Source organism: Bacillus sp. AFS012607 (genome assembly GCF_002558005.1).
Classification (GTDB): Bacteria; Bacillota; Bacilli; order Bacillales; family Bacillaceae_G; genus Bacillus_A; species Bacillus_A thuringiensis_S.
In genome coordinates, this window is the sequence record NZ_NTVM01000020.1 from 190,120 (window position 1) to 211,831 (window position 21,712).

Genomic DNA, 21,712 nt, shown 5'->3' on the forward strand with positions numbered 1-21,712 from the left:
TATTCCTAATAAAAAAGACACGAATTTCGTGTCTTTTTTATTTTATAGAAATGACTCTACCCTTTTCACTGCTTTCAATCGCTAATTGAATCAGTTTAATAACATCTAAGCCTTCTTTTGCTGTTACAGGTAGTTTCTCACCATTTAATATACTATCTCGTACACCTTTATAATAATTATCATAACAACCGACTTCTGTTGGAATGCGCTCTAAGCTTTCTTCTGTTTCTAAAGTAGCAAAATTCTCTTCATCGTCTACTCCATAACCATTATCACCTGGCTTCATTCCATTTTTTAATTGCTCTTCCTGCGAATCCATACCGTACTTCACGATAGAACCTTTCTCTCCATGCACTATAAAATGCGGTCCAGCTTTTTTCACATAACTGCTACTACGTAAAATGACACGTTTAGCTCCGTAATGCAGTACTATGTGGAAATAATCATCCACCTCTGCACCTGGTCGTTGTTTTATTACATCTGCACTTATCGCATCTGGTTTCCCAAATATTGATAACGCTTGGTCAATTAAATGCGATCCTAAATCGTATAATATACCGGAACCTGGTAGATTTTTTTCTCTCCATCGATCACGCACATGTGGACGGAAACGATCAAAATTTGATTCATATGCGTATACATTCCCTACTCTGTTTTCTCCTAACAATTTCTTAATTGTTAAGAAATCATTATCAAAACGACGATTATGATATACGCTTAACATTACATTATGCTGCTCTGCTAATGAAATAAGCTCTTCCCCTTCTTCAATTGAAACAACAAATGGTTTTTCTACAACAACATGCTTACCGTTTAAAATTGCTTCTTTTACATATGGAAAATGAGTTGTATTAGGTGATGTAATAACAACTAAGTCAACATCAGCTCGCTTCACCAATTCATCAATTGTACTAACAACATTAGCGTTTGGTAATGTTTCTTTTACTACCTCTTCTTTTGAGGATAATACAGCACGAATATCATATTCTTCTATTGTTTGTAATAGTGGGATATGAAATGTCGTACTAGAAAAACCAAATCCTACAATCCCTACACCTATTTTTTTCATGTTGCCCCTCCATTTGTCCCGCTTTAACGGGCAGTAAGATTCCTAACTCAAAATCCAGCGAAAGCTAAGAAATTAGGTGAGGAGTCAACTGCTCGTTAAAGCCCGATTGGTTCAACTAATAATCAGTGGGGATAAAGAAAATCCCCATTGATTAAAGTTTCACTTTATGAGAACGATTTCATTCAGTTATTATAACAAGATTATTATTATTTACATAATAAATTGCCTAGAAAAAAGCATCTTGCTACTATTCATAGCAAGATGCTTTTTTTAACCCGCTTTAACGGGCAGTAAGGCTCCCGACCGCGAAGGAGTTAGATGGGAGACCAACTGCCCGTTAAAGTCCGATTGGTTCAACTAATAATCAGTGGGGATGAACAAAATCCCCACTGATTATAGTTTCACTTTACTCCGGTCGTTTTTTCGTCCACGTTTCTACTACTTCACCAGTATCATTAACATCTAGCACTAGGCTACCATTACTATACCGGTCTTTATTTCGATACGCTTTCGGATCAATCTCTTCTACAATATTTTTTTCTGTCTTCATATAAACTAATTCATCGTCCCGAACAATTTCAATACCGACAATGCGGTATGGATTACGTTTTAACTCTTTGAAAATAACAAGACCTCGTTTCGCCCTCGTTGATTTCTCAATTTCTGATGCTTTTAGACGTTTTACAGCACCGCGCTGCGTTACGAGAATAAGTTGATCTTTGTCACCATTTAACGGTTTACCAGAAGCGACATAGTCATCTTCTTTTAAATTAATTGCTTTCACACCAGCAGCTCTTACACCGACTGGACTTACTTCATCTTCATGGAAAATAAGTGCATATGCACCATGTGTAGCAAGAACGATATCACTCGTTCCATCTGTCGCAAATATATCGACAACTTCATCACCTTTTTTCAAGTTTACAGCAACGAATGCCCTTGAATAACGCTGAACTTTATATTGATTTAATTCTGTTTTCTTTATCATACCATTTCGTGTTACAAATACGATAAATCGTTTTTCTTCCTCAAAGTTCGGTACAACCGTTACCCAAATGATCGTTTCATCTCGGTCGAGTGAAACGATATTTGCAACGTGCTGACCTAAATCTTTCCAACGAATATCTGGCATTTCGTATACTGGAAGATATATATAGTTCCCTTTACTTGTGAATAAAAGAACTGTTTCAGTCGTATTCGTATCGAATCGTTCAAGTAAGATGTCACCCTCTTTCATACCGAAGTCTTTGCCGTTTGATGCATTATGTGAGCGCCATCCAGTACGTTTCACATATCCTTCTTTCGTTACAGTAACGATGACATCTTCTTGTGGAATCATCACTTCTACGTCTATTTTAATTTCTTCAATTTGTTCTTCAATAATAGCACGGCGATCATCACTATATGTTTTCTTAACTCTCTTCAAATCAGTTTTAATGACTTGAAGTAATCTTTTTTCACTTTGTAAAATTGACTGTAGCTCTAGAATTTTCTTATTAAGCTCATCTGCTTCTTCTTGTAACGCCGTAATGTCTGTATTCGTTAAGCGATATAATTGCAAGGATACAATTGCTTCTGCTTGTGCTTCTGTAAAGCCAAATTTTGCACTTAAATTATCTTTCGCATTACGTTTATCTTTTGAAGCTCGAATTGTCTCGATTACTTGGTCTAAAATCGATAATGCCTTCTTTAAACCTTCTACAATATGTTGACGATTTTCTGCTTTTCTTAATTCATATTGTGAACGTCTCGTAATAACCTCTTTTTGATGTCCAATATAAGCATCCAAAATTTTCGGTAATGTCATAAGTGTTGGACGGCGATTATTGATCGCTACCATATTAAAGTTATATGGAATTTGTAAATCTGTATTTTTATATAAATAATTTAAAATACCTTCGGCGTTTACTTCTTTCTTTAATTCAACAACGATTCGTAAACCAGTACGATCCGTCTCATCACGTACTTCAGCAATGCCATCTAACTTTTTATCTAGACGTAATTCATCCATTTTCTTTACAAGGTTTGCCTTATTCACTTCGTAAGGAATTTCAGTGATTACAATTTGTTGTTTCCCACCGCGCACTGTTTCAATTTCTGCTTTTCCGCGAATAATAATTTTACCTTTTCCTGTTTCATACGCCTTTTTAATACCATCAATCCCTTGAATAATACCGCCTGTTGGGAAATCTGGTCCTTTCATAACTGTTAATAAATCATCAACAGTACTATTTGGCTTATCAATACGCATCATTGTAGCGTCAATAACTTCTCCAAGATGATGCGGAGGAATTTCTGTTGCATAACCAGCGGAAATTCCTGTAGATCCGTTTACTAATAAATTCGGGAACGCTGCTGGTAATACAACCGGTTCTTCACTCGTATCATCAAAGTTTGACACGAATTCAACTGTTTCTTTATCAAGATCACGTAATAATTCAGATGCGATTGGTGATAAACGAGCTTCCGTATAACGCATCGCTGCCGCTGGGTCCCCATCAACACTACCGTTATTACCATGCATTTCAACTAAAACATTACGTACTTTCCAAGTTTGGCTTAAGCGAACCATTGCTTCATATACAGAGGAATCTCCATGTGGATGATAATTACCAATAACATTACCTACTGTTTTAGCTGATTTACGAAACGCTTTATCATGTACATTACCTTCTACATACATAGAATATAAAATACGTCTTTGTACTGGCTTTAAGCCATCACGTGCATCTGGAAGTGCACGATCTTGAATAATATATTTACTATAACGTGCAAAGCGGTCACCTAACACGTCTTCAAGCGGGAGGTCATGAAACTTCTCTGCTTGCATGTTATTCCACCTCCGTCTCCATAATCATTTCATTTTCTAAAATATTTCCTTCTTCTTGCATACCAAACTGTACATTACGTTCAATCCATTTACGGCGCGGTTCTACTTTATCGCCCATTAATGTTGTAACGCGACGCTCTGCTCTTGCTGCATCATCAATTTTCACGCGAATTAATGTACGCGTTTCAGGATTCATTGTTGTTTCCCATAATTGATCCGCATTCATTTCACCAAGTCCTTTATAACGTTGTAACATATAGCCTTTGCCAACTTTTTTCGTTACACCGTCTAATTCCTCATCTGACCAAGCGTATTCAATTACCTCACTCTTACCTTTCCCTTTACTTACCTTGTATAAAGGAGGAAGTGCGATAAACACTTTACCGGCTTCGATAAGTGGCTTCATATATCTGTAGAAGAACGTTAATAACAATACTTGAATATGAGCTCCATCCGTATCTGCATCGGTCATAATAACAACTTTATCGTAGTTAATATCTTCAACAGCGAATTCATTTCCTACACCGCCGCCAATTGCATAAATAATTGTATTAATCTCTTCATTCTTAAAAATATCAGCAAGCTTTGCTTTCTCCGTATTAATTACTTTACCACGCAATGGTAGTACCGCCTGAAAACGACGATCTCGCCCTTGCTTTGCTGAACCGCCAGCCGAGTCACCCTCTACTAAATACAATTCGTTTTTCTGAGGGTTACGTGATTGTGCAGGTGTTAACTTCCCGCTTAAAGTACCTTCTGATTTTTTCTTTTTCTTACCACTACGTGCTTCTTCTCTCGCTTTACGAGCAGCCTCACGTGCTTGCGCTGCTTTAACTGCCTTTCTCACAAGAAGTGTAGCTACATCCGGGTTTTCCTCTAAAAAGTAAGCTAGATGCTCTGATACAATGGCATCAATAGAAGAACGAGCTTCACTTGTACCAAGTTTCCCTTTCGTTTGTCCTTCAAACTGCAGTACTTCTTCTGGTACACGTACAGAAACGATAGCCGCTACACCTTCACGAATATCTGTACCTTCTAAATTTTTATCTTTTTCTTTTAATAATGAAACTTTACGAGCATACTCATTGAACACACGCGTCATTGCTGTTTTAAATCCAGCTTCGTGTGTTCCACCATCTTTTGTACGTACGTTATTTACAAACGAAAGAATATTTTCTGAGTAACCATCATTAAACTGGAATGCTAGTTCTGCTTCAATCCCGTTTTGTTCACCAGTGAAATATACAACCGGGTGAATTGAATCTTTTTCTTCGTTTAAATATGAAACGAAAGCTTCAATTCCTGTTTCATAATGAAATATATCTTCTAAATCATTACGTTCGTCTTTTATTGAGATTTTCATTCCTTTTAATAAGAATGCAGATTCACGTAATCTCTCACATAATGTTTCATAATTGTAATTTGTCGTACTAAAAATCGTTGTATCTGGTTTGAAATGCATTGTTGTACCAGACTCTTTTGTTTTCCCGATTTTCTCTAACGTTGTTGCAGGAACGCCACCATTTTCAAAGCGTTGTTCATAAATGTTACCATCACGTTTAATTGTTACTACTAACCATTCTGACAAGGCGTTTACAACTGATGCCCCAACACCGTGTAAACCACCACTCGTTTTATAGCCACCTTGACCAAACTTACCACCTGCATGAAGTACAGTTAAAATAACTTCAGGTGTAGGTTTCCCAAGTTTATGCATTCCCGTAGGCATTCCTCGCCCTTTATCTATAACGCTAATACTATTATCTTTATGTATTACGACAGAAATTTCGTCGCCAAATCCCGCTAACGCCTCGTCAACGGAGTTATCTACTATTTCATATACTAAATGATGCAATCCACGGCTATCCGTACTCCCGATATACATACCCGGGCGTTTTCGAACGGCTTCAAGTCCTTCTAACACTTGAATCGCATCTTCATTATATTGGAACTGATGCTTCGCCAAACTCCTTGCCCCTTTCCTAATCCAAAATCAGAACATATGTTTCTATTATAGAATAACGCCTCGACTATAGTTTTGGCAAGTTATCTTATCTCTTTTATATACCATTTTCAATAGAAAAATCCTTGTTTTCTCACAAGGATTCCTCTAGGCTACTATTTCAGAAAAATAATCGTTTGTCAACGAGAAATGGATATGTATTCCAAGATTACACATTCCAAACCTTTATTATGATCCAAATGATCAAAATCCAAAATGGGATTACAAATAACAATCCCCAAAAACAGCCTTTAAAAAATCTCATGATGAACACCTCGTTCATCGGCCCTACTTATCTATAATGAGGGCTGAATCAATCTTTCTAACTTTAAGTCTATACTATTTTGTCATCGCATGTTCTACTTTAATACAACGATCCATTATTACAGTATAGTCTTTTTCTTTTAAAAGTTTATATGTATCTTCATCTTGTACTCCTAATTGTGCCCAAAAAACATCTGCATCAATCTCGACAAATTCTTTTGCAACATCCATTAAAAACTCTGAGCGACGAAATACATTTACAATGTCAACGTGTTCCTTAATATCCTTTAGTGAAGAAACTGCCTTTTCTCCAAGCACCTCATTTACTGTTGGATTAACTGGAATAATGCGGTATCCAGCATCTTGCATTGCTTTTGAAACCATATACGATGTACGTTCTGGCTTATCTGATAATCCAACAACCGCAATTGTTTTGCTTTTCTTTAACACTTCACCAATTTCCGTACGAGTTGGGTTTTCAATTGTCATAATTAATCCCTCCTATTCCTTTAGTATAGCCGATAAAGAAAGTCTCTTTCAATATGAAAGAGACTTTCTTTTATTTCGATTATTGATTCTTTGTAGCTGAATTATCTGCTAAAGTAGCTGTTTTCGTCATTTTTTGACCGTTACGGTAGAATGTGACTTCTACTTTCTCGCCTACTTTTTTCTTTTCATATAAATATTTACGGAATTGAAGTGAATTTTCTACTTTTTGATCATCTAATGCTACGACAATATCATATTGCTCTAAACCAGCTTTTTCTGCCGGTGATATTGGGTAAATTTTACCTAATACAACACCATTAGTTACTTCTTTCGGTACTTTCAATTGATTGACTGCATAAGCTTGCACATCTTCTAACGAAACGACACCTACTCCAAGAGCTGGACGTTTTACTACTCCGTCTTTTTCAAGTGATTCAATAACTGGCTTTGCGATATTAATTGGAATAGCAAATCCAATTCCTTCAACTTCTTGTTGTGCAATTTTACTTGAATTAATCCCAATTATTTCACCGTTTTGGTTAAATAATGCACCACCACTGTTACCAGGATTAATCGCTGCATCTGTTTGAATAACTTGTGCTTGCCAATCTGGGCGTTTATCCCCATCAATATCAACTGGGATTTCGCGTTCTTTACTACTGATTATACCTTCCGTTACACTTCCGTCAAATCCAAGTGGGTTACCGATTGCAATCGCTTTTTCACCCGCACGAAGTTTACTTGAGTCACCTAAAGTTGCAACTTTATTTACATTAGCCCCATCAATTTCAACAACAGCTAAGTCTAACCAAGGATCTTTCCCTACTAACTTTGCATCTACCTTTTTACCATCACTTAGCTTTACAGCAAGTTTATTCGCTCCATCTACTACGTGGTTGTTTGTTACAATATATGCTTTATTTCCTGCTTTTTTATAAATAACACCTGATCCTGAACCAGCTTGTTGTTCTTGACCTGTCGGTTGCATTGCAAATGGATCAACGCTTTGTTGCATATTAATAACGCCTACAACAACATCTTTCGCTCCTTCAATCATACCAGGTAAATCAGTTTCATTTTTCGCTTTATTTACAACAGGAACTACAGTACCTTCTACTTTTGAATCCGAACTAAATGATGATACTGGTGCTCCATTATTTTGAGCCCATGGCATATATGGTGCTGCAAAACTAATCGAAACCGCTCCGACTACAGCTCCCACTAAACCTGTGAAGAAATAGCCTTTTTTACTACCTGATTTTCTCACTTCTCTCGTTTCACTATGCTCTTCATTTAAATTTGGTCCGTCGTAATATCCCATGTTTTATTTCCCCTCTCTGGTGAATTCGTATTTTCAGTATAGTCACGTTTTGTGTCCTTCTTGTGAACTCATCGTGAAATCCAATTAAAAAAATACTCCTATCTAACATTGTAGACAAGAAAAGTATTTTTTGTACATTCTACCTTCAAAAGAGAGTATAAAATTGCCATTTTCCTAGGCTAAATTACACAAATTGTTCTAGATTATTCTTCAAATTTATAACCAACTCGAATAACAGTACCGATATGCTTCGCTTTATCTCCTAACTTATTTCGAAGTTTTTTAATATGGGTATCAACCGTTCGGTCATCACCGTAATAGTCATATCCCCATAACTGGTCTAATAAATGTTGACGTGATAATACGATTCCTTTGTTCTCCATTAAATAAACGAGAAGTTCAAATTCTTTATGTGTCAATATAATTTCTTCTCCATCTACTAAAACAGTTCTAGATAGACGATTCACTTCAATTCCAGCTAAAGACATAGCATTTTCTTCCGCTACTCCTACCGCGCCATCCGCACGTTTCAATAACGTCTTTGCACGAGCTACTAACACTTTCGGACTAAATGGTTTCGTTACATACTCGTCTGCACCTAATTCGAAACCTAGCAATGTATCATCCTCATCCGAACGTGCTGTCAACATAATAATTGGTACTGCTGATTCTTTTCTAATTCGTCTACAAACAGACCATCCATCTATTTCCGGTAACATAATATCTAACATAATTAAATCAATTTCATGCTCTGCAAATAACTCTAACGCTTTCTTTCCATCTTCTGCTTCGATTACTTCAAAGCCTTCATTACGAAAATAATCACTAACAATTTCACGTAATCTTCTTTCGTCTTCAACAAGCAATACTGTTTTATTCATATAATCTATCCCGCCTTTTTACTCTTTCAATCGAATAATACGTTGATTGGAGCTTCCGCGAAATGGAAGTGTTAAATCTTTTTTCTCAATTTCAAACCTTCCATCGACTAAAACATCCCCATAATGTAACAACTCTATCATATCATTATTTTGGGAACTCTGTATCTCTTCTAACGTATAACCTGTATACATCCATAGGTTTTTTTTCAAATCTTTCACGATTTTTGCTACCTTTTTCACTTCAGCAGCTTGAAAAAATGGATCTCCACCTGAAAATGTTACATCAGTTAATGGATTACTTGCAATCTCTTTCACAATTTCTTCTACTGTCATTTCCGTTCCGTTGCAAATATTCCACGATTTCGGATTATGGCAACCGACACAACGATGCGGACAGCCCGCAAAAAACACGACTGTCCGCAATCCTTCTCCATCTACTACACTATCATGAATAATATTCATCACTTTCATTTATGTTTCACCCGATCTATCTCTTCACTACGTTTCGCACTATTCCACTTCGACATATCTCCTACAAGATAGCCTGTTATACGGCGAATTCTTTCTATATTAGCCTCATCTTCATTCCCGCAACTTGGACATTCATTTCCAATAACCCCGTGATAACTACAGCACTTACAACGGTCAACAGGATGATTAATTGAACCGTATCCAACGCCATGTTCTGCCATGGCTTGTATAATTTGTTTTAATGCCTTTTTGTTATGCATCGCTGCTCCGTCCAGTTCAATATACGTAATGTGTCCTCCATTACAGAGAGCATGGAACGGGCCTTCTAAACGGATTTTATTTATCGCTTGAATGTTATAATAAACTGGAATATGGAATGAATTCGTATAGTAATTATGGTTCGTTATACCGCTAATCACGCCAAATTCTTCTCTATCTTTTTTCACAAACTTTCCTGATAATCCTTCTGCTGGAGTTGCAATTATCGAGAAATTTAGTTGATGTTCTTCTGTCGCTTTATCCATTCTATCTCTCATAAAGGAAATAATTTCGTACCCAAGTTTCCATGATTCTTCATCTTCCCCATGATGCTTTCCTGTTAAAGCTACTAAACATTCCGCAAGACCGATAAAACCAACACTTAACGTCCCTTGTTTTAAAATCGAAGCTACGGAGTCTTCAGGCTGCAATGCTTCTCCACCACGCCATACACCTTGTGAATATAAAAACTGAAAATCTCTTGCTCGCTTCTTACATTGATACGCAAATCTTTCTAATAACTGCTTAATTCCTAAATCTAAATAGTAGTTTAGCGCTTCAAAAAATGCTTCTTTTGAACCACTAATTAACGCTAATTTCACTAAATTGATAGACGTAAATGATAAATTCCCTCTACCAATCGCTGTTTCTTCTCCATGTATATTAGACATAACACGGGTACGACATCCCATGTAACATACTTCACTTTCTGGTCTTCCATCATAATGCACTGTATTAAACGGAGCATCTAAAAATGAAAAGTTAGGGAATAATCGCTCTGCAGTTGTCTCTAATGCTAATTCAAATAAATCGTAATTCGGATCACTTTCTTCAAAATTCACACCTTTTTTCATCTTGAAAATTTGAATCGGAAAAATTGGTGTCTCTCCTTTACCAAGTCCAGCTTGTGTTGCTTTTAATAGTTGTTTAATTAACATTCTTCCTTCTTTTGATGTATCTGTTCCGTAATTAATAGAAATAAACGGTACTTGTCCTCCGCCCCTACTATGCATACTATTCGAATTATGAACGAAAGCCTCACACGCTTGATACGTATCATTTTCCGTTTCTTTCCATGCAAATTCTTCTATTTGTTCTTTCGTAAGCGGATATGATTGTAATCGTTTTTTATGTCTCTCAATTGTTTTTCGTACATAAGGTGCTAAATCAATATCAAAGAGTGCAAACGATTGACCGCCATGCTGCATATTTTGATTCGCTTGAAAAATAATAGACGAAAGAGCCAATGCACTTTTAATGTCTTGTGGTTGTCTCATATGTCCATGTCCAGTATGAAAACCGTTAGCAAGCATTTGCGCTAACGGAATTTGCGAACAAGTCGTCGTTCCTGTCGCATAAAAATCTAAATCATGTGGATATAATATATTTTCATTTATCGCTTTTTTCACTTGATCTGACAATAAATTCTCAACAGCATAATATTTTGCACTCTCAGATGCGAACGTTCCCATTACACCCATTGGAGAGCGGCCGTCTACATTTGCATTTTCTTGCATTAAATCTTGTTCATTGCCGTGGACTATCGTCTCGAACACTTTCATTAATTCTTCTCCACGTGTATTATTTTGTAACATTTATAACCCTCCACCAATATGTTGTTGTCTTTTGATTAAAATGTTACTACATATAGTCTTGCTGTTTCTGTGAGAAATGTAACATTACTGTGAAATTTTTTTCACGAAATAATGAATTTTTCATTTACAAAAAAGAAATGTGCTCTTTACAAATGTATGGTACAATATACGGGAAAAACTCTTTTTACCCTTTATCAACACATTTGAATAAAGGAGACTGAACTTATGGTTACTACATATCTTTTATTTATCGTTGCCTACTTGCTTGGCTCGATTCCATTTGCACTAGTTGTTGGAAAAATTGGCTACGGAATCGATATTCGTGAGCACGGGAGCGGTAATCTAGGCGGAACAAACACATTCCGTACATTAGGGAAAAAAGCAGGTTTTACCGTTACAATTGCTGACATTTTAAAAGGGACATTAGCAACAAGTCTACCAATGATTTTCGGATTAGATATTCACCCACTATGGTTCGGGTTAGCGGCTGTTCTTGGACATGTCTACCCGATCTTCGCGAAATTCCGTGGTGGTAAAGCAGTTGCAACTTCTGCTGGGGTGCTATTATGCTATTCACCAGTTGTTTTTGCAATATTGGCTGTTGTATTTTTCACCCTTTTATTTACAACAAGATACGTATCACTTTCTTCTATGGTAACAGCAGTTGTTGCTGTTATTGCATCCATTGTTAGCGGGGATAAAATCTTCATTATTGCGATGTGTTTATTAGCAGGTATGGTTATTTATAAACACCGTGCAAATATCGGACGAATTATAAATAAAACTGAACCAAAAGCAAACTTTTCAAAAAAGCAAAAATAAGATCGTAACCCACATAACGCAAAAAGAAAACGTGAAGCATATTAATAGCGTCTTTTTGCGTTATTTTTTATACTAAAGAAAAAGCAACATAACTTGGAGGAACTATACATGAATCTTTCCGTAACAAAAGAAGCAGCACAATGGTATAAAAATGAATTAAACTTACAATCAAATGAAACACTACGCTTTTTCGTACAATACGGTGGTTGCAGTACTGTGCAAAAAGGACTTTCTTTAGGTATTCGTAAAGATGATCCTGCACACCCTGCTGTTCAAATTCAAGAAGAAGGTATTAACTTCTTTATTGAAGGCGATGATGAATGGTTCTTCGATGGACATAATTTATCTGTTACACTTCATGAAGGTGACGACTTCCCACAATTTAATTATGAAAAATAAAAAAGCGCGGCTTCTGCCACGCTTTTTTATTTTTTCTTAATTTCCTCATATTTCGCATACCACTCAGGATATAACTTTTTAAATGATACAGGGCGGAACCCTTCTTTTTTCGCACAAATATTCGTCGTACTTGCAGTAATACAAAGATCACCATCACCATTATATATTTCATATCCATATACAACGCGAAGCGGGCTCACAGTATCGACCCATGTTTTTACGATTGCCTTTTCTCCATAACGCATCGCTTTACGATATGAAATTTGTAAATCTAACACAGGAGAAATAATTCCTTCTTTCTCCATTTCAACATATGAAAAACCTAAATCTTGTATAAGTTTCGTGCGACCTAACTCAAGCCACACTAAGTAGTTTGAATGGTAAACAACACCCATTTGATCTGTTTCCGCATAACGGATTTCAACTTCATGTTCTGCTACAAACATATGTATTCGCCTTCTTTCACTTCTGCTACCTTGCATACATTTAATCATAATACAGTAACATCAAAAATAAAATAAAAACAGTGAATCTTTTACTGAAAGGAGCCAGCATATGATTCAAATTGTAACTGTTCGTAGTGGTGATAGCGTATATAGCTTGGCATCAAAATATGGATCAACACCTGACGAAATAGTAAAAGACAATGGACTAAATCCAGCTGAAACGCTCGTTGTTGGTCAGGCACTTATCGTTAATACGAAAGGAAATAATTATTATGTACAGCCTGGTGACAGCCTATATCGAATTTCTCAAACATATAATGTCCCCCTCGCTAGTTTAGCTAAAGTTAATAATTTATCTTTAAAATCTATTCTCCATGTCGGACAACAATTATATGTACCAAAAGGCACAAAACGAGCTGTAGAATCCATCGCTTATTTACAACCTTCAACTATACCGATTAAAGAGAGTTTAGTTAATGCGACACGCGCCATCAATCCATTTTTAACATACTTAGCCTATTTTAGTTTTGAGGCAAAAAGAGATGGCACATTAAAAGAACCTACTGAAACAGCTAAAATTGCTAATATTGCAACGCAAGGTAAAACAATCCCTATGCTCGTTATTACAAATATTGAAAATGGTAATTTCAGTGCCGATCTAACATCAGTTATTTTACGCGACGCAACGATTCAAAACAAATTTATTACTAACATTTTGCAAACAGCTGAAAAATATGGCATGCGAGACATTCATTTCGATTTCGAAAGTGTAGCACCTGAAGACCGCGAGGCGTATAATCGCTTTTTACGAAATGTAAAAACACGCTTACCTAGTGGGTACACATTGAGCACAACTCTCGTACCGAAAACAAGTTCCAATCAAAAGGGCAAATTTTTCGAAGCTCATGATTATAAAGCGCAAGGGCAAATTGTTGATTTCGTCGTCATTATGACATATGACTGGGGATGGCAGGGCGGGCCACCGATGGCGATTTCTCCTATCGGTCCAGTGAAAGAAGTACTTCAATATGCAAAATCTCAAATGCCTCCACAAAAAATTATGATGGGGCAAAATTTATACGGGTTTGATTGGAAACTTCCATTTAAACAAGGAAATCCACCTGCAAAAGCAATTAGCTCCGTCGCAGCTGTTGCACTAGCTCGTAAATATAATGTTCCTATTCGTTATGATTTCACAGCCCAAGCTCCTCATTTTAATTATTTTGATGAAAACGGCGTGCAACACGAAGTTTGGTTTGAAGATTCACGGTCTGTTCAAAGTAAATTCAATTTAATGAAAGAACAAGGTATAGGTGGTATTAGTTACTGGAAAATCGGTTTACCATTCCCGCAAAATTGGCGTTTACTCGTTGAAAATTTCACGATTACGAAAAAGGGCTGACAAAAGTCAGCCCTTTTTTTCATATTACTGCTAAAAACTCATCTTTCATTTCCTCACAAAAAAGAAGAATGATAACATTCTCCTTTTTAACCGTTATCAACAATCGGTTGTTTACCTGTTTGATCTTGCATTTGCTTTCCTTTATTTCCACCAGCTTTTTTCGATTGTGTTCCAATATGATTTGGTGCAAAGTCTTTTGAATTTTTTTTCGGATTACCCATTACTATCGCCTCCTTAACACTAGTATCGTACTAGTGTTAAGAATTATTCAGCTTGCTTAAAAAGTTTCATTTCATAACGTTTTTCGATGCGCTCTTCAATGCGATCAATTGCATCACGATCGCTTAATAATTGTTGTTTATTTTCATTTACAAGTTCTTCAAACGATTTACGGCGACTTCTTCTCATGTTGTTCACCCTCTCTCCTTCGCTTTCTTATTACATAGTATGAGCAAACGAAAAACTCTTTAATCAGATTTGTAAGAAAATTTTATGTTTTAGTACTCCTAAAAAAACTCCGTGTACAATATATTGCACACGGAGTTTTTCATACCATAATATTTAAATACTCTTTCAACTTTTCATCTGCATTCATTTCATTTTCTTTATAATCATGAAGCGCCTGTAACACAAAATCATACTGTTCTAAAATATAACTTTCTAATTTCATAACATCCTCTAAGCTATTAAGCATAATTCTCGTATTACCAACTTCACTTTTTAACGCTGGTTCACATTTTAAGCTTGTACATATTTCTTTCACATCATCTTCTAATATTTCTGTTAATACATATTTCTTTCGCCCTTTTACCTTTACTCTCATAACTGGATAAAAAGCTTTTATATCTAAATAACTTCCTACATTCATACAACGTAGCCATTCTACATTACGTTTATTACATACAAGCATTTCTTTCACCGCTTCGTATACCGCAGTTTCATCAAGCACAGCCTTATTTACTTTTCGGTTCCCTTCTTCTTCAATAGCTGCACACTTTTGATAAACAGCGGCACACGTAATACAATCGTCAAATGCATTATGAGAACTTAAACGAATGCCAAGCATTCGCTTTAACGTTTCAAGTTTATGATTAGGCGCATGCTTCATGTATTTCTTCGCTAAAAATACAGTATCAATTACTTTATTTTTAGGTTCAGGTAGCCCTAGCATATTTACATTACTTTTCAAAAAGCGCATATCAAAAGAAGCATTATGGGCCACAATAACATTTGTATGTAAAAATGCTAAAAATAAAGGTAACACTTCTTCAATCGTCGGTGCATCTGAAACGCGATAATTAGTAATACCTGTTAAACTCGTTATTCGGTCCGGAATTGGCCGCTCTGGATTCACGTATGAAACAAATTGATCTACTAATTCATGATTACGATATTTCACTGCTGCAACTTGAATAATTTTATCATTATAAGGGTTAAATCCTGTTGTTTCAAAATCAATTACAACATAATCTAACGGTAAGGATACATTCCCCACTCCATACACTCCTTTATCTCTAAACGTTTATATTTCTTACATCATATCATGAAGTTATTACTACTTGAAAAAGAAAAGGCAGAAATGGGAACTCTCCACCTCTACCTTTTCACCATTATTTTAATTTAGCAACTCTTTTCTCCATCTCTTTTTGCGTCATCGGCCCAATAAACTTATCTTGAATGACACCTTTTGTATCTATAAAATACGAAGTTGGAATCGTAATTACTTTATACGCTGTTGTCACATCAATGTTCTTGTCCAATAAAATAGGAAAAGTAATTCCTTTTTCTTTAACAAAATTGCTTACCTTTTCTACTCCCCCACCTTTTTCTGAAGGCGTATAATTTATTGCTAAAATTTCTACGTTCTCTTTATGTTCTTTATAGAAAGCTTCCATATCCGGCATTTCTTGCTGACATGGTCCACACCACGTTGCCCAAAAGTTTAAAATCACTTTCTTTCCTTTTAAATCCGATAACTTTACATTCGTTCCATCTAACTTCGTTAATTCAAAGTTTGGCGCACTCTTCCCTATTTCGATACCATTACTTGCAATCATCTCTTTCATAGCAGCTTCACTTTTTTCTTGCTCCCCTTGTACCGCCTGATCTTTTTTACCAAATTGTTCATAAGCTGCATATCCCGCTAAACAAAGTAACACTACAATAATCGTAAGCTTCCGCCACATTTTATATCACCCTAACGTATTTATCTTCTTATTAACCTAATTACCCAAATACTATATACCTTATTTTAGCTTATACGGACGAGCTTGGAAATATTCACAGTCGAAATAATTAGAATATTCTTATTTAAAGTGAAATTTTTTCCTTTTTATCATATAATTAGAAAAATAAATGAAGTGTTGCTTATCTTCTTATGGACCCATTCACCTTTTTACTCTCGTAGTTATAAACCTACAACAAAAGGGGGATTTTTTATGAATTCATTCGAAAAAACAACATTATATATTCTTAGTTTTCTTTTATACCCAGTCGGTATTATTACATGGATCATTTCACTCTTTAGTAAAGACCTTAAAAAAAAGAAAGTAGGGCGTATTTGTCTCTACGTCTCTCTAGTCTCATTCGTCCTTTTCTTAATTCTTGGAATTGCCACTTTCCTTACGACCGCTACCTTTAACGTTGATCTGAATCATTCAGAATCTATCGAGTATCAAATAAATGATGCTGAATAAAGATAAGAGCAGTACTCTTATCTTTATTCACATCACTTGCAAAACGAATGACTATTTATTAATTTTTTAGGACTTCCACATGCAACAATACGTCCTTCTTTCATTATGACAACACGATCTGCTAGTATCGCTTTCTCTACATCATGTGTTGCCACAATTCTCGTGACCTCTCTTCCTAATCCTTCTATCATATTCCAAATAGTTTCTTGGTTGCTCGGATCTAATCCCGCAGTTGGTTCATCTAAAATAATAAGATTCGGATTTGAAACAATGGCACGTAATAATGCAAGACGTTTTCTTTCCCCCCCCCCGAAAACTCTTCACCGCTTTTATGTAGTACAGTTTGAAGCCCTTCCGATAAACCTCTAATTATCGGCTTCACATTTACAAGCTCAATATTTTTTTCTAACTGATTTTCTAAACCCTCTTCCTCGAAATACATATTCTCTTTTACTGTCGTCCGAAAGAAACGAGGTTCTTGCCACACTGTAGTCATACGAGCCTCATCACCATAATAAACAATGTTACCATTAGATGGTTTATACAACCCTGTCATTAATTTTAAAAGCGTTGTTTTTCCTGCGCCACTTTCTCCTACAATAATAACGAGTTCACCTGGATTAATTTGCAAATCAATATTATGAATTCTGCATTTCTCTTCATCATTCTCCTGAAATGAAACATTTGTTACTGTCATCCCCATCGCTCTTTCTACCTTACTATCTGCCACTCGTTTATCTAAAAAGGAAAAAATTCTATTTGCCGAAGCGACTGCAACTTGTGTCATCATTAATAAATCGCCAACGTAACGGACTGGAAAAAAGAGCATTTCAATTGTGGCTAACACGGCAACAATTGAGCCAACTTCCATTTCTCCCTTCATTATTTTTTGCGCGCCTATAATGAGAACAACGATATATGCCCCTGTTTCAATCACTGTTCCAACTACTCCAATGCAGTGTTGCATCATCGTCTTCTTTACTTCCGATTTATAAGATTGTGCCGTTACTCCTTTAAATAAGCGAATAGCCCATTTTTCTTTTTGTAAACTACGTAAATCTTGTATACCCTTTACAAACTGTGACACCATCTCTACAACACTCGATTGATTTTTTTGAGCAACGCTTGCAATATCTCTTACCTTTTTTCCCATCAGTATTGGAACAATTGTACTTAAAAATAAAAACGGAGTTACCCACAATATAAACTGTATATCTATATGTTGTAGTGCTATGAAAGCTCCAATAAATTGGGCAATAGCGTGTATATACTCTATTAATATAAAGCCATATAATCTGATCCAGTTCGGAATATCAGATACGACCCAAGTTTCTAACTCCCCTTGCTTGATCTTCTCACTCTCTTCAAACGGTAATGAGAAATAGTGACGCAATAATTCTATACGTTTCGTTTGTAATATACGTTGACTCGCTTTTGAACTTATATAATCAAATAAAAGATTGTTCGTCCACATTAAAAAGCGAATACCCGCAAACAAAGCTATATATAAATACGCACCTTTTAGCTCCCTTTGAATAAGATTGTCTACAATTAATCCCATGAAAATTGGGCGTGATAAATTTAAAATGGCAGCAATTATCCCACTACATACAGCTGCCATTACTAATATTTTCTCTTTTCGTAACGGCCACAATATTCTTTTATATTCTTTCATGACGTTCCCTCCACTTTTCGTAGTAAAAAGAAAGGGATGAAACCATATGGTTTCATCCCTTTCCATAAAATAAGGAAGCTAACTATTGTTAGCTTCCTTATTTTTCATTTCAATTATTTAGTTTGACACTTTTGACTCTTCGATTTTCTCACGAAGAACCATTTGCAGAATACCACCGTGACGGTAGTAGTCAATTTCTACTTCACTATCGAAACGAGCTACTACTTCAAATTGTTTTTCGTTGCCATCTAAATCAGTTGCAACTACTTTTACAAGATCGCGCGGTCTAACTGTTTTGTCAATTTGAATTTCAAATGACTCGTTACCAACAAGACCTAACGTTTCAGCACTTTCGCCATCTTTAAATTGAAGTGGTAATACACCCATTAATACTAAGTTACTGCGGTGAATACGTTCGAAGCTTTCTGCGATTACTGCTTTAATACCTAATAAGTTAGTACCTTTCGCAGCCCAGTCACGAGAACTTCCCATACCGTAATCTTTACCAGCAACAACTAGAAGACCTGTTCCATCTTCTTTATATTTCATAGCAGCATCATAGATTGATGTTACTTCACCAGTTGGCCAATATGTTGTATATCCACCTTCTGTTCCTGGTGCGATTTGGTTTTTAATACGGATGTTTGCAAATGTACCACGCATCATAACTTCATGGTTACCACGACGAGAACCGTAAGAGTTAAAGTCAACTGGTTGTACGCCGTTTTCTAATAAATAGCGTCCAGCTGGTGTGTGCTTACCAATTGAACCTGCTGGTGAAATATGGTCTGTTGTTACAGAATCACCAAATTTACCAACTATGCGTAAACCTGATAACGTTTCAACTTCACCTGGCTCTTTAGATAAACCTTCAAAGAATGGTGGGTTTTGAATGTATGTTGAATCATTATCCCAAGTATATAAAGCTTCGTTTGAAGTTTGGATTTCATTCCAACGCTCATTGCTGTTAAATACTTGTGCATATTCTTTCTTGAACAATTCAGATGTAACAACGCTTTGAACTACATCTTCAATTTCTTTAGCTGATGGCCAAATATCATTGAAGTAAACAGCATTGCCATTTGCATCTTTACCGATTTCATCATTTTTCAGGTCAATATCAACAGTACCTGCAAGTGCATATGCCACAACAAGTGGTGGTGATGCTAAGTAGTTTGCTTTTACAAGAGGATGAATACGACCTTCAAAGTTACGGTTACCAGATAAAACAGATGTTACTAGTAAGTCGTTTGCTGCGATTGATTCTTCTAATTCTGGCGCTAATGGACCAGAGTTACCGATACAAGTCGTACAACCGTAACCAACTGTTTGGAAACCTAATTGATCTAAATATGTTGTTAAACCGGATTTATCTAAGTACTCAGTAACAACTTTAGATCCTGGTGCTAATGATGTTTTTACGTACTCAGGTACTACAAGTCCTTTTTCAATTGCTTTCTTCGCAACTAGACCTGCTCCAATTAATACGTATGGGTTTGATGTATTTGTACAGCTTGTAATTGCAGCGATTGCAATTGCACCTGTTTTCATCGTTACTTCTTTATCTTCTAATGTAACCTTCACTTCTTTATCGAACTCTTGCTCATTAAATCCAAGTCCTTGTGTTCCAACTGGTGCTAAAACAGCTTTGTGGAACGCATCTTTCATATCTGAAAGTGGAATTAAATCTTGTGGGCGTTTCGGTCCAGAAAGGTTAGATTCGATTGTATTTAAATCAATTTCAACAAGATCAGTGTAGATTGGATCTTTACTATCTGCTGTATAGAATAAACCGTTCGCTTTACAGTATTCTTCAACAATACGAATTTGCTCTTCATCTCTACCTGTTAAACGTAAGTATTCTAATGAAATATCATCGATTGGGAAGAATCCACAAGTTGCGCCGTATTCTGGTGCCATATTTGAAATTGTTGCACGGTCAGCTAAAGGCATACTCTTTAGTCCATTACCGAAGAACTCAACAAATTTACCAACTACACCTTTTTGACGTAATACTTGTGTTACTTTTAATGCAACGTCTGTTGCCGTAGTACCACTTGGAAGTGTGCCAGTTAATTTCACACCGATTACTTCAGGTACTGGGAAGTATGAAGGCTGTCCAAGCATTCCTGCTTCTGCTTCAATACCACCAACGCCCCATCCAAGAACGCCGATACCGTTAATCATTGTTGTATGTGAGTCTGTTCCAACTAATGAATCTGGGTATGCAACTAAGTCACCTTCAGCATTTTTCACAGCATGAACAACTGGTGCTAAATATTCAAGGTTTACTTGGTGTACAATGCCTGTAGCTGGTGGAACTGCACGGTAGTTATCAAATGATTTTTGTGCCCAGCTTAAAAATTTATAACGTTCTTCATTACGTTTAAACTCTAAGTCCATGTTGAATGCAAGCGCGTCTGCCGTACCCGCTCTATCAACCTGTACAGAGTGGTCAATTACAAGGTCTACAGTAATTTCAGGATTAATTTTGTCAGGATCCCCACCCATGTCTGCCATTGCTTTACGAAGCGAAGCCAAATCAACAACAGCTGGAACACCAGTGAAATCTTGTAAAATTACACGAGATGGTTTAAATGGAACATCGATATCTTGCACATCTTTCGTTCCCCATTTCGCTAAATTTGTAACATGCTCTTCTGTGATTACACGTCCGTCTACTTGACGAAGTACTGATTCAAGTAAAACTTTCACGGAATATGGTAATTGAGATACGTTGCCAACCCCTGCATTTTCAAGCGCTTTCAAATCATAATAATGATACGTTTTTCCATCTACTTCAAAAGTTGCACGTGATTGAAATGGATTATGTTTGACCATTATGTTTCCCCCCTGTTAAACGTGACTAAGTTGTCTGAATATAAAATGTAGACAAACTTTTCAATACCTTACGATAATATCTTATTACAACTTTCTAAATAAGTAAATAATAAGAAACTTATAGATTATCATAAGTTTTCTTTATGTTTCTAAATTTGAATAGCTTTCATGCTCCTTATGAATACTATTATCATAAAGTAAAGTGCTCTATCAGCGATTTACTTACAGTTCATACATACTATGAACTGCTC

General features: G+C 36.1%; 18 protein-coding genes and 1 pseudogene. 4 read left to right on the top strand and 15 right to left on the bottom strand.

The window, feature by feature from the left end; genetic code table 11:
* Positions 1-37: 37 nt before the first annotated feature.
* From CN409_RS22345 to CN409_RS22385, 8 genes are all read right to left on the bottom strand, one after another.
* Positions 38-1,069 carry an oxidoreductase gene (locus CN409_RS22345; protein ID WP_000719768.1) on the bottom strand — a complete coding sequence of 344 codons (1,032 nt, stop codon included), beginning with the start codon at positions 1,067-1,069 and terminating at the stop codon, positions 38-40.
* A 406-nt stretch (positions 1,070-1,475) separates the two neighbouring features.
* Complete coding sequence (parC, locus tag CN409_RS22350) at positions 1,476-3,899, bottom strand: DNA topoisomerase IV subunit A (RefSeq protein WP_001147460.1); 2,424 nt, start codon at positions 3,897-3,899, stop codon at positions 1,476-1,478.
* A 1-nt stretch (position 3,900) separates the two neighbouring features.
* Entirely contained in the window at positions 3,901-5,865 is a 1,965-nt protein-coding gene (gene parE, locus CN409_RS22355; RefSeq protein WP_001062195.1) for a DNA topoisomerase IV subunit B, read from the bottom strand.
* A gap of 375 nt (positions 5,866-6,240) precedes the next feature.
* Entirely contained in the window at positions 6,241-6,654 is a 414-nt protein-coding gene (locus CN409_RS22365; protein ID WP_000151394.1) for a CoA-binding protein, read from the bottom strand.
* Positions 6,655-6,733: 79 nt separating this feature from the next.
* Positions 6,734-7,975 carry a S1C family serine protease gene (locus tag CN409_RS22370; RefSeq protein ID WP_000542642.1) on the bottom strand — a complete coding sequence of 414 codons (1,242 nt, stop codon included), beginning with the start codon at positions 7,973-7,975 and terminating at the stop codon, positions 6,734-6,736.
* A gap of 203 nt (positions 7,976-8,178) precedes the next feature.
* On the bottom strand, positions 8,179-8,856 hold the full coding sequence (locus tag CN409_RS22375) for a response regulator transcription factor (RefSeq protein WP_001044679.1): 678 nt from the start codon (positions 8,854-8,856) through the stop codon (positions 8,179-8,181).
* An 18-nt stretch (positions 8,857-8,874) separates the two neighbouring features.
* Positions 8,875-9,327 (bottom strand): anaerobic ribonucleoside-triphosphate reductase activating protein, encoded by a 453-nt coding sequence (gene nrdG, locus CN409_RS22380; RefSeq protein WP_000867078.1) that lies wholly within the window; start codon positions 9,325-9,327, stop codon positions 8,875-8,877.
* Positions 9,324-11,180 (bottom strand): anaerobic ribonucleoside triphosphate reductase, encoded by a 1,857-nt coding sequence (locus CN409_RS22385; protein WP_000940083.1) that lies wholly within the window; start codon positions 11,178-11,180, stop codon positions 9,324-9,326. Before CN409_RS22385 ends, nrdG begins: the two co-directional genes overlap by 4 nt.
* Positions 11,181-11,405: 225 nt before the next feature.
* Between CN409_RS22385 and plsY the strand changes: the two genes are divergently transcribed.
* Positions 11,406-12,002, top strand: a complete 597-nt coding sequence (gene plsY / locus CN409_RS22390) for a glycerol-3-phosphate 1-O-acyltransferase PlsY (RefSeq protein ID WP_000258974.1) — start codon at positions 11,406-11,408, stop codon at positions 12,000-12,002.
* Positions 12,003-12,110: 108 nt separating this feature from the next.
* Positions 12,111-12,401, top strand: coding sequence for a HesB/YadR/YfhF family protein (locus tag CN409_RS22395; RefSeq protein ID WP_001054452.1), 291 nt, complete (start codon positions 12,111-12,113; stop codon positions 12,399-12,401).
* A 26-nt stretch (positions 12,402-12,427) separates the two neighbouring features.
* On the opposite strand, the gene CN409_RS22400 is transcribed toward CN409_RS22395, so the two are convergent.
* Positions 12,428-12,847, bottom strand: coding sequence for an acyl-CoA thioesterase (locus CN409_RS22400; RefSeq protein ID WP_000495808.1), 420 nt, complete (start codon positions 12,845-12,847; stop codon positions 12,428-12,430).
* 109 nt (positions 12,848-12,956) lie between these two features.
* On the opposite strand from CN409_RS22400, the gene CN409_RS22405 reads away from it, so the two are divergent.
* Positions 12,957-14,249 (top strand): glycoside hydrolase family 18 protein, encoded by a 1,293-nt coding sequence (locus CN409_RS22405; RefSeq protein ID WP_000614855.1) that lies wholly within the window; start codon positions 12,957-12,959, stop codon positions 14,247-14,249.
* A gap of 86 nt (positions 14,250-14,335) precedes the next feature.
* On the opposite strand, the gene sspN is transcribed toward CN409_RS22405, so the two are convergent.
* The 4 genes from sspN to CN409_RS22425 form a co-directional block, all read right to left on the bottom strand.
* Positions 14,336-14,470: an acid-soluble spore protein SspN gene (gene sspN / locus CN409_RS22410; protein ID WP_000527987.1), complete on the bottom strand. Its 135-nt coding sequence runs from the start codon at positions 14,468-14,470 to the stop codon at positions 14,336-14,338.
* Between the two features lie 43 nt (positions 14,471-14,513).
* Positions 14,514-14,657 carry an FbpB family small basic protein gene (locus tag CN409_RS22415; protein WP_001254699.1) on the bottom strand — a complete coding sequence of 48 codons (144 nt, stop codon included), beginning with the start codon at positions 14,655-14,657 and terminating at the stop codon, positions 14,514-14,516.
* 139 nt (positions 14,658-14,796) lie between these two features.
* Positions 14,797-15,744, bottom strand: coding sequence for a 3'-5' exonuclease (locus CN409_RS22420; RefSeq protein ID WP_000528760.1), 948 nt, complete (start codon positions 15,742-15,744; stop codon positions 14,797-14,799).
* A gap of 115 nt (positions 15,745-15,859) precedes the next feature.
* Positions 15,860-16,435, bottom strand: a complete 576-nt coding sequence (locus tag CN409_RS22425) for a redoxin domain-containing protein (RefSeq protein ID WP_000269061.1) — start codon at positions 16,433-16,435, stop codon at positions 15,860-15,862.
* 252 nt (positions 16,436-16,687) lie between these two features.
* Between CN409_RS22425 and CN409_RS22430 the strand changes: the two genes are divergently transcribed.
* The gene (locus tag CN409_RS22430; protein WP_001083890.1) at positions 16,688-16,945 is read left to right on the top strand and encodes a hypothetical protein; all 258 of its coding nucleotides are present in this window, start codon (positions 16,688-16,690) and stop codon (positions 16,943-16,945) included.
* A 32-nt stretch (positions 16,946-16,977) separates the two neighbouring features.
* On the opposite strand, the pseudogene CN409_RS22435 reads toward CN409_RS22430, so the two are convergent.
* A pseudogene (locus tag CN409_RS22435) lies at positions 16,978-18,620 on the bottom strand (ABC transporter ATP-binding protein).
* Between the two features lie 117 nt (positions 18,621-18,737).
* Entirely contained in the window at positions 18,738-21,461 is a 2,724-nt protein-coding gene (acnA, locus tag CN409_RS22440; protein WP_000238552.1) for an aconitate hydratase AcnA, read from the bottom strand.
* Positions 21,462-21,712: the final 251 nt, after the last annotated feature.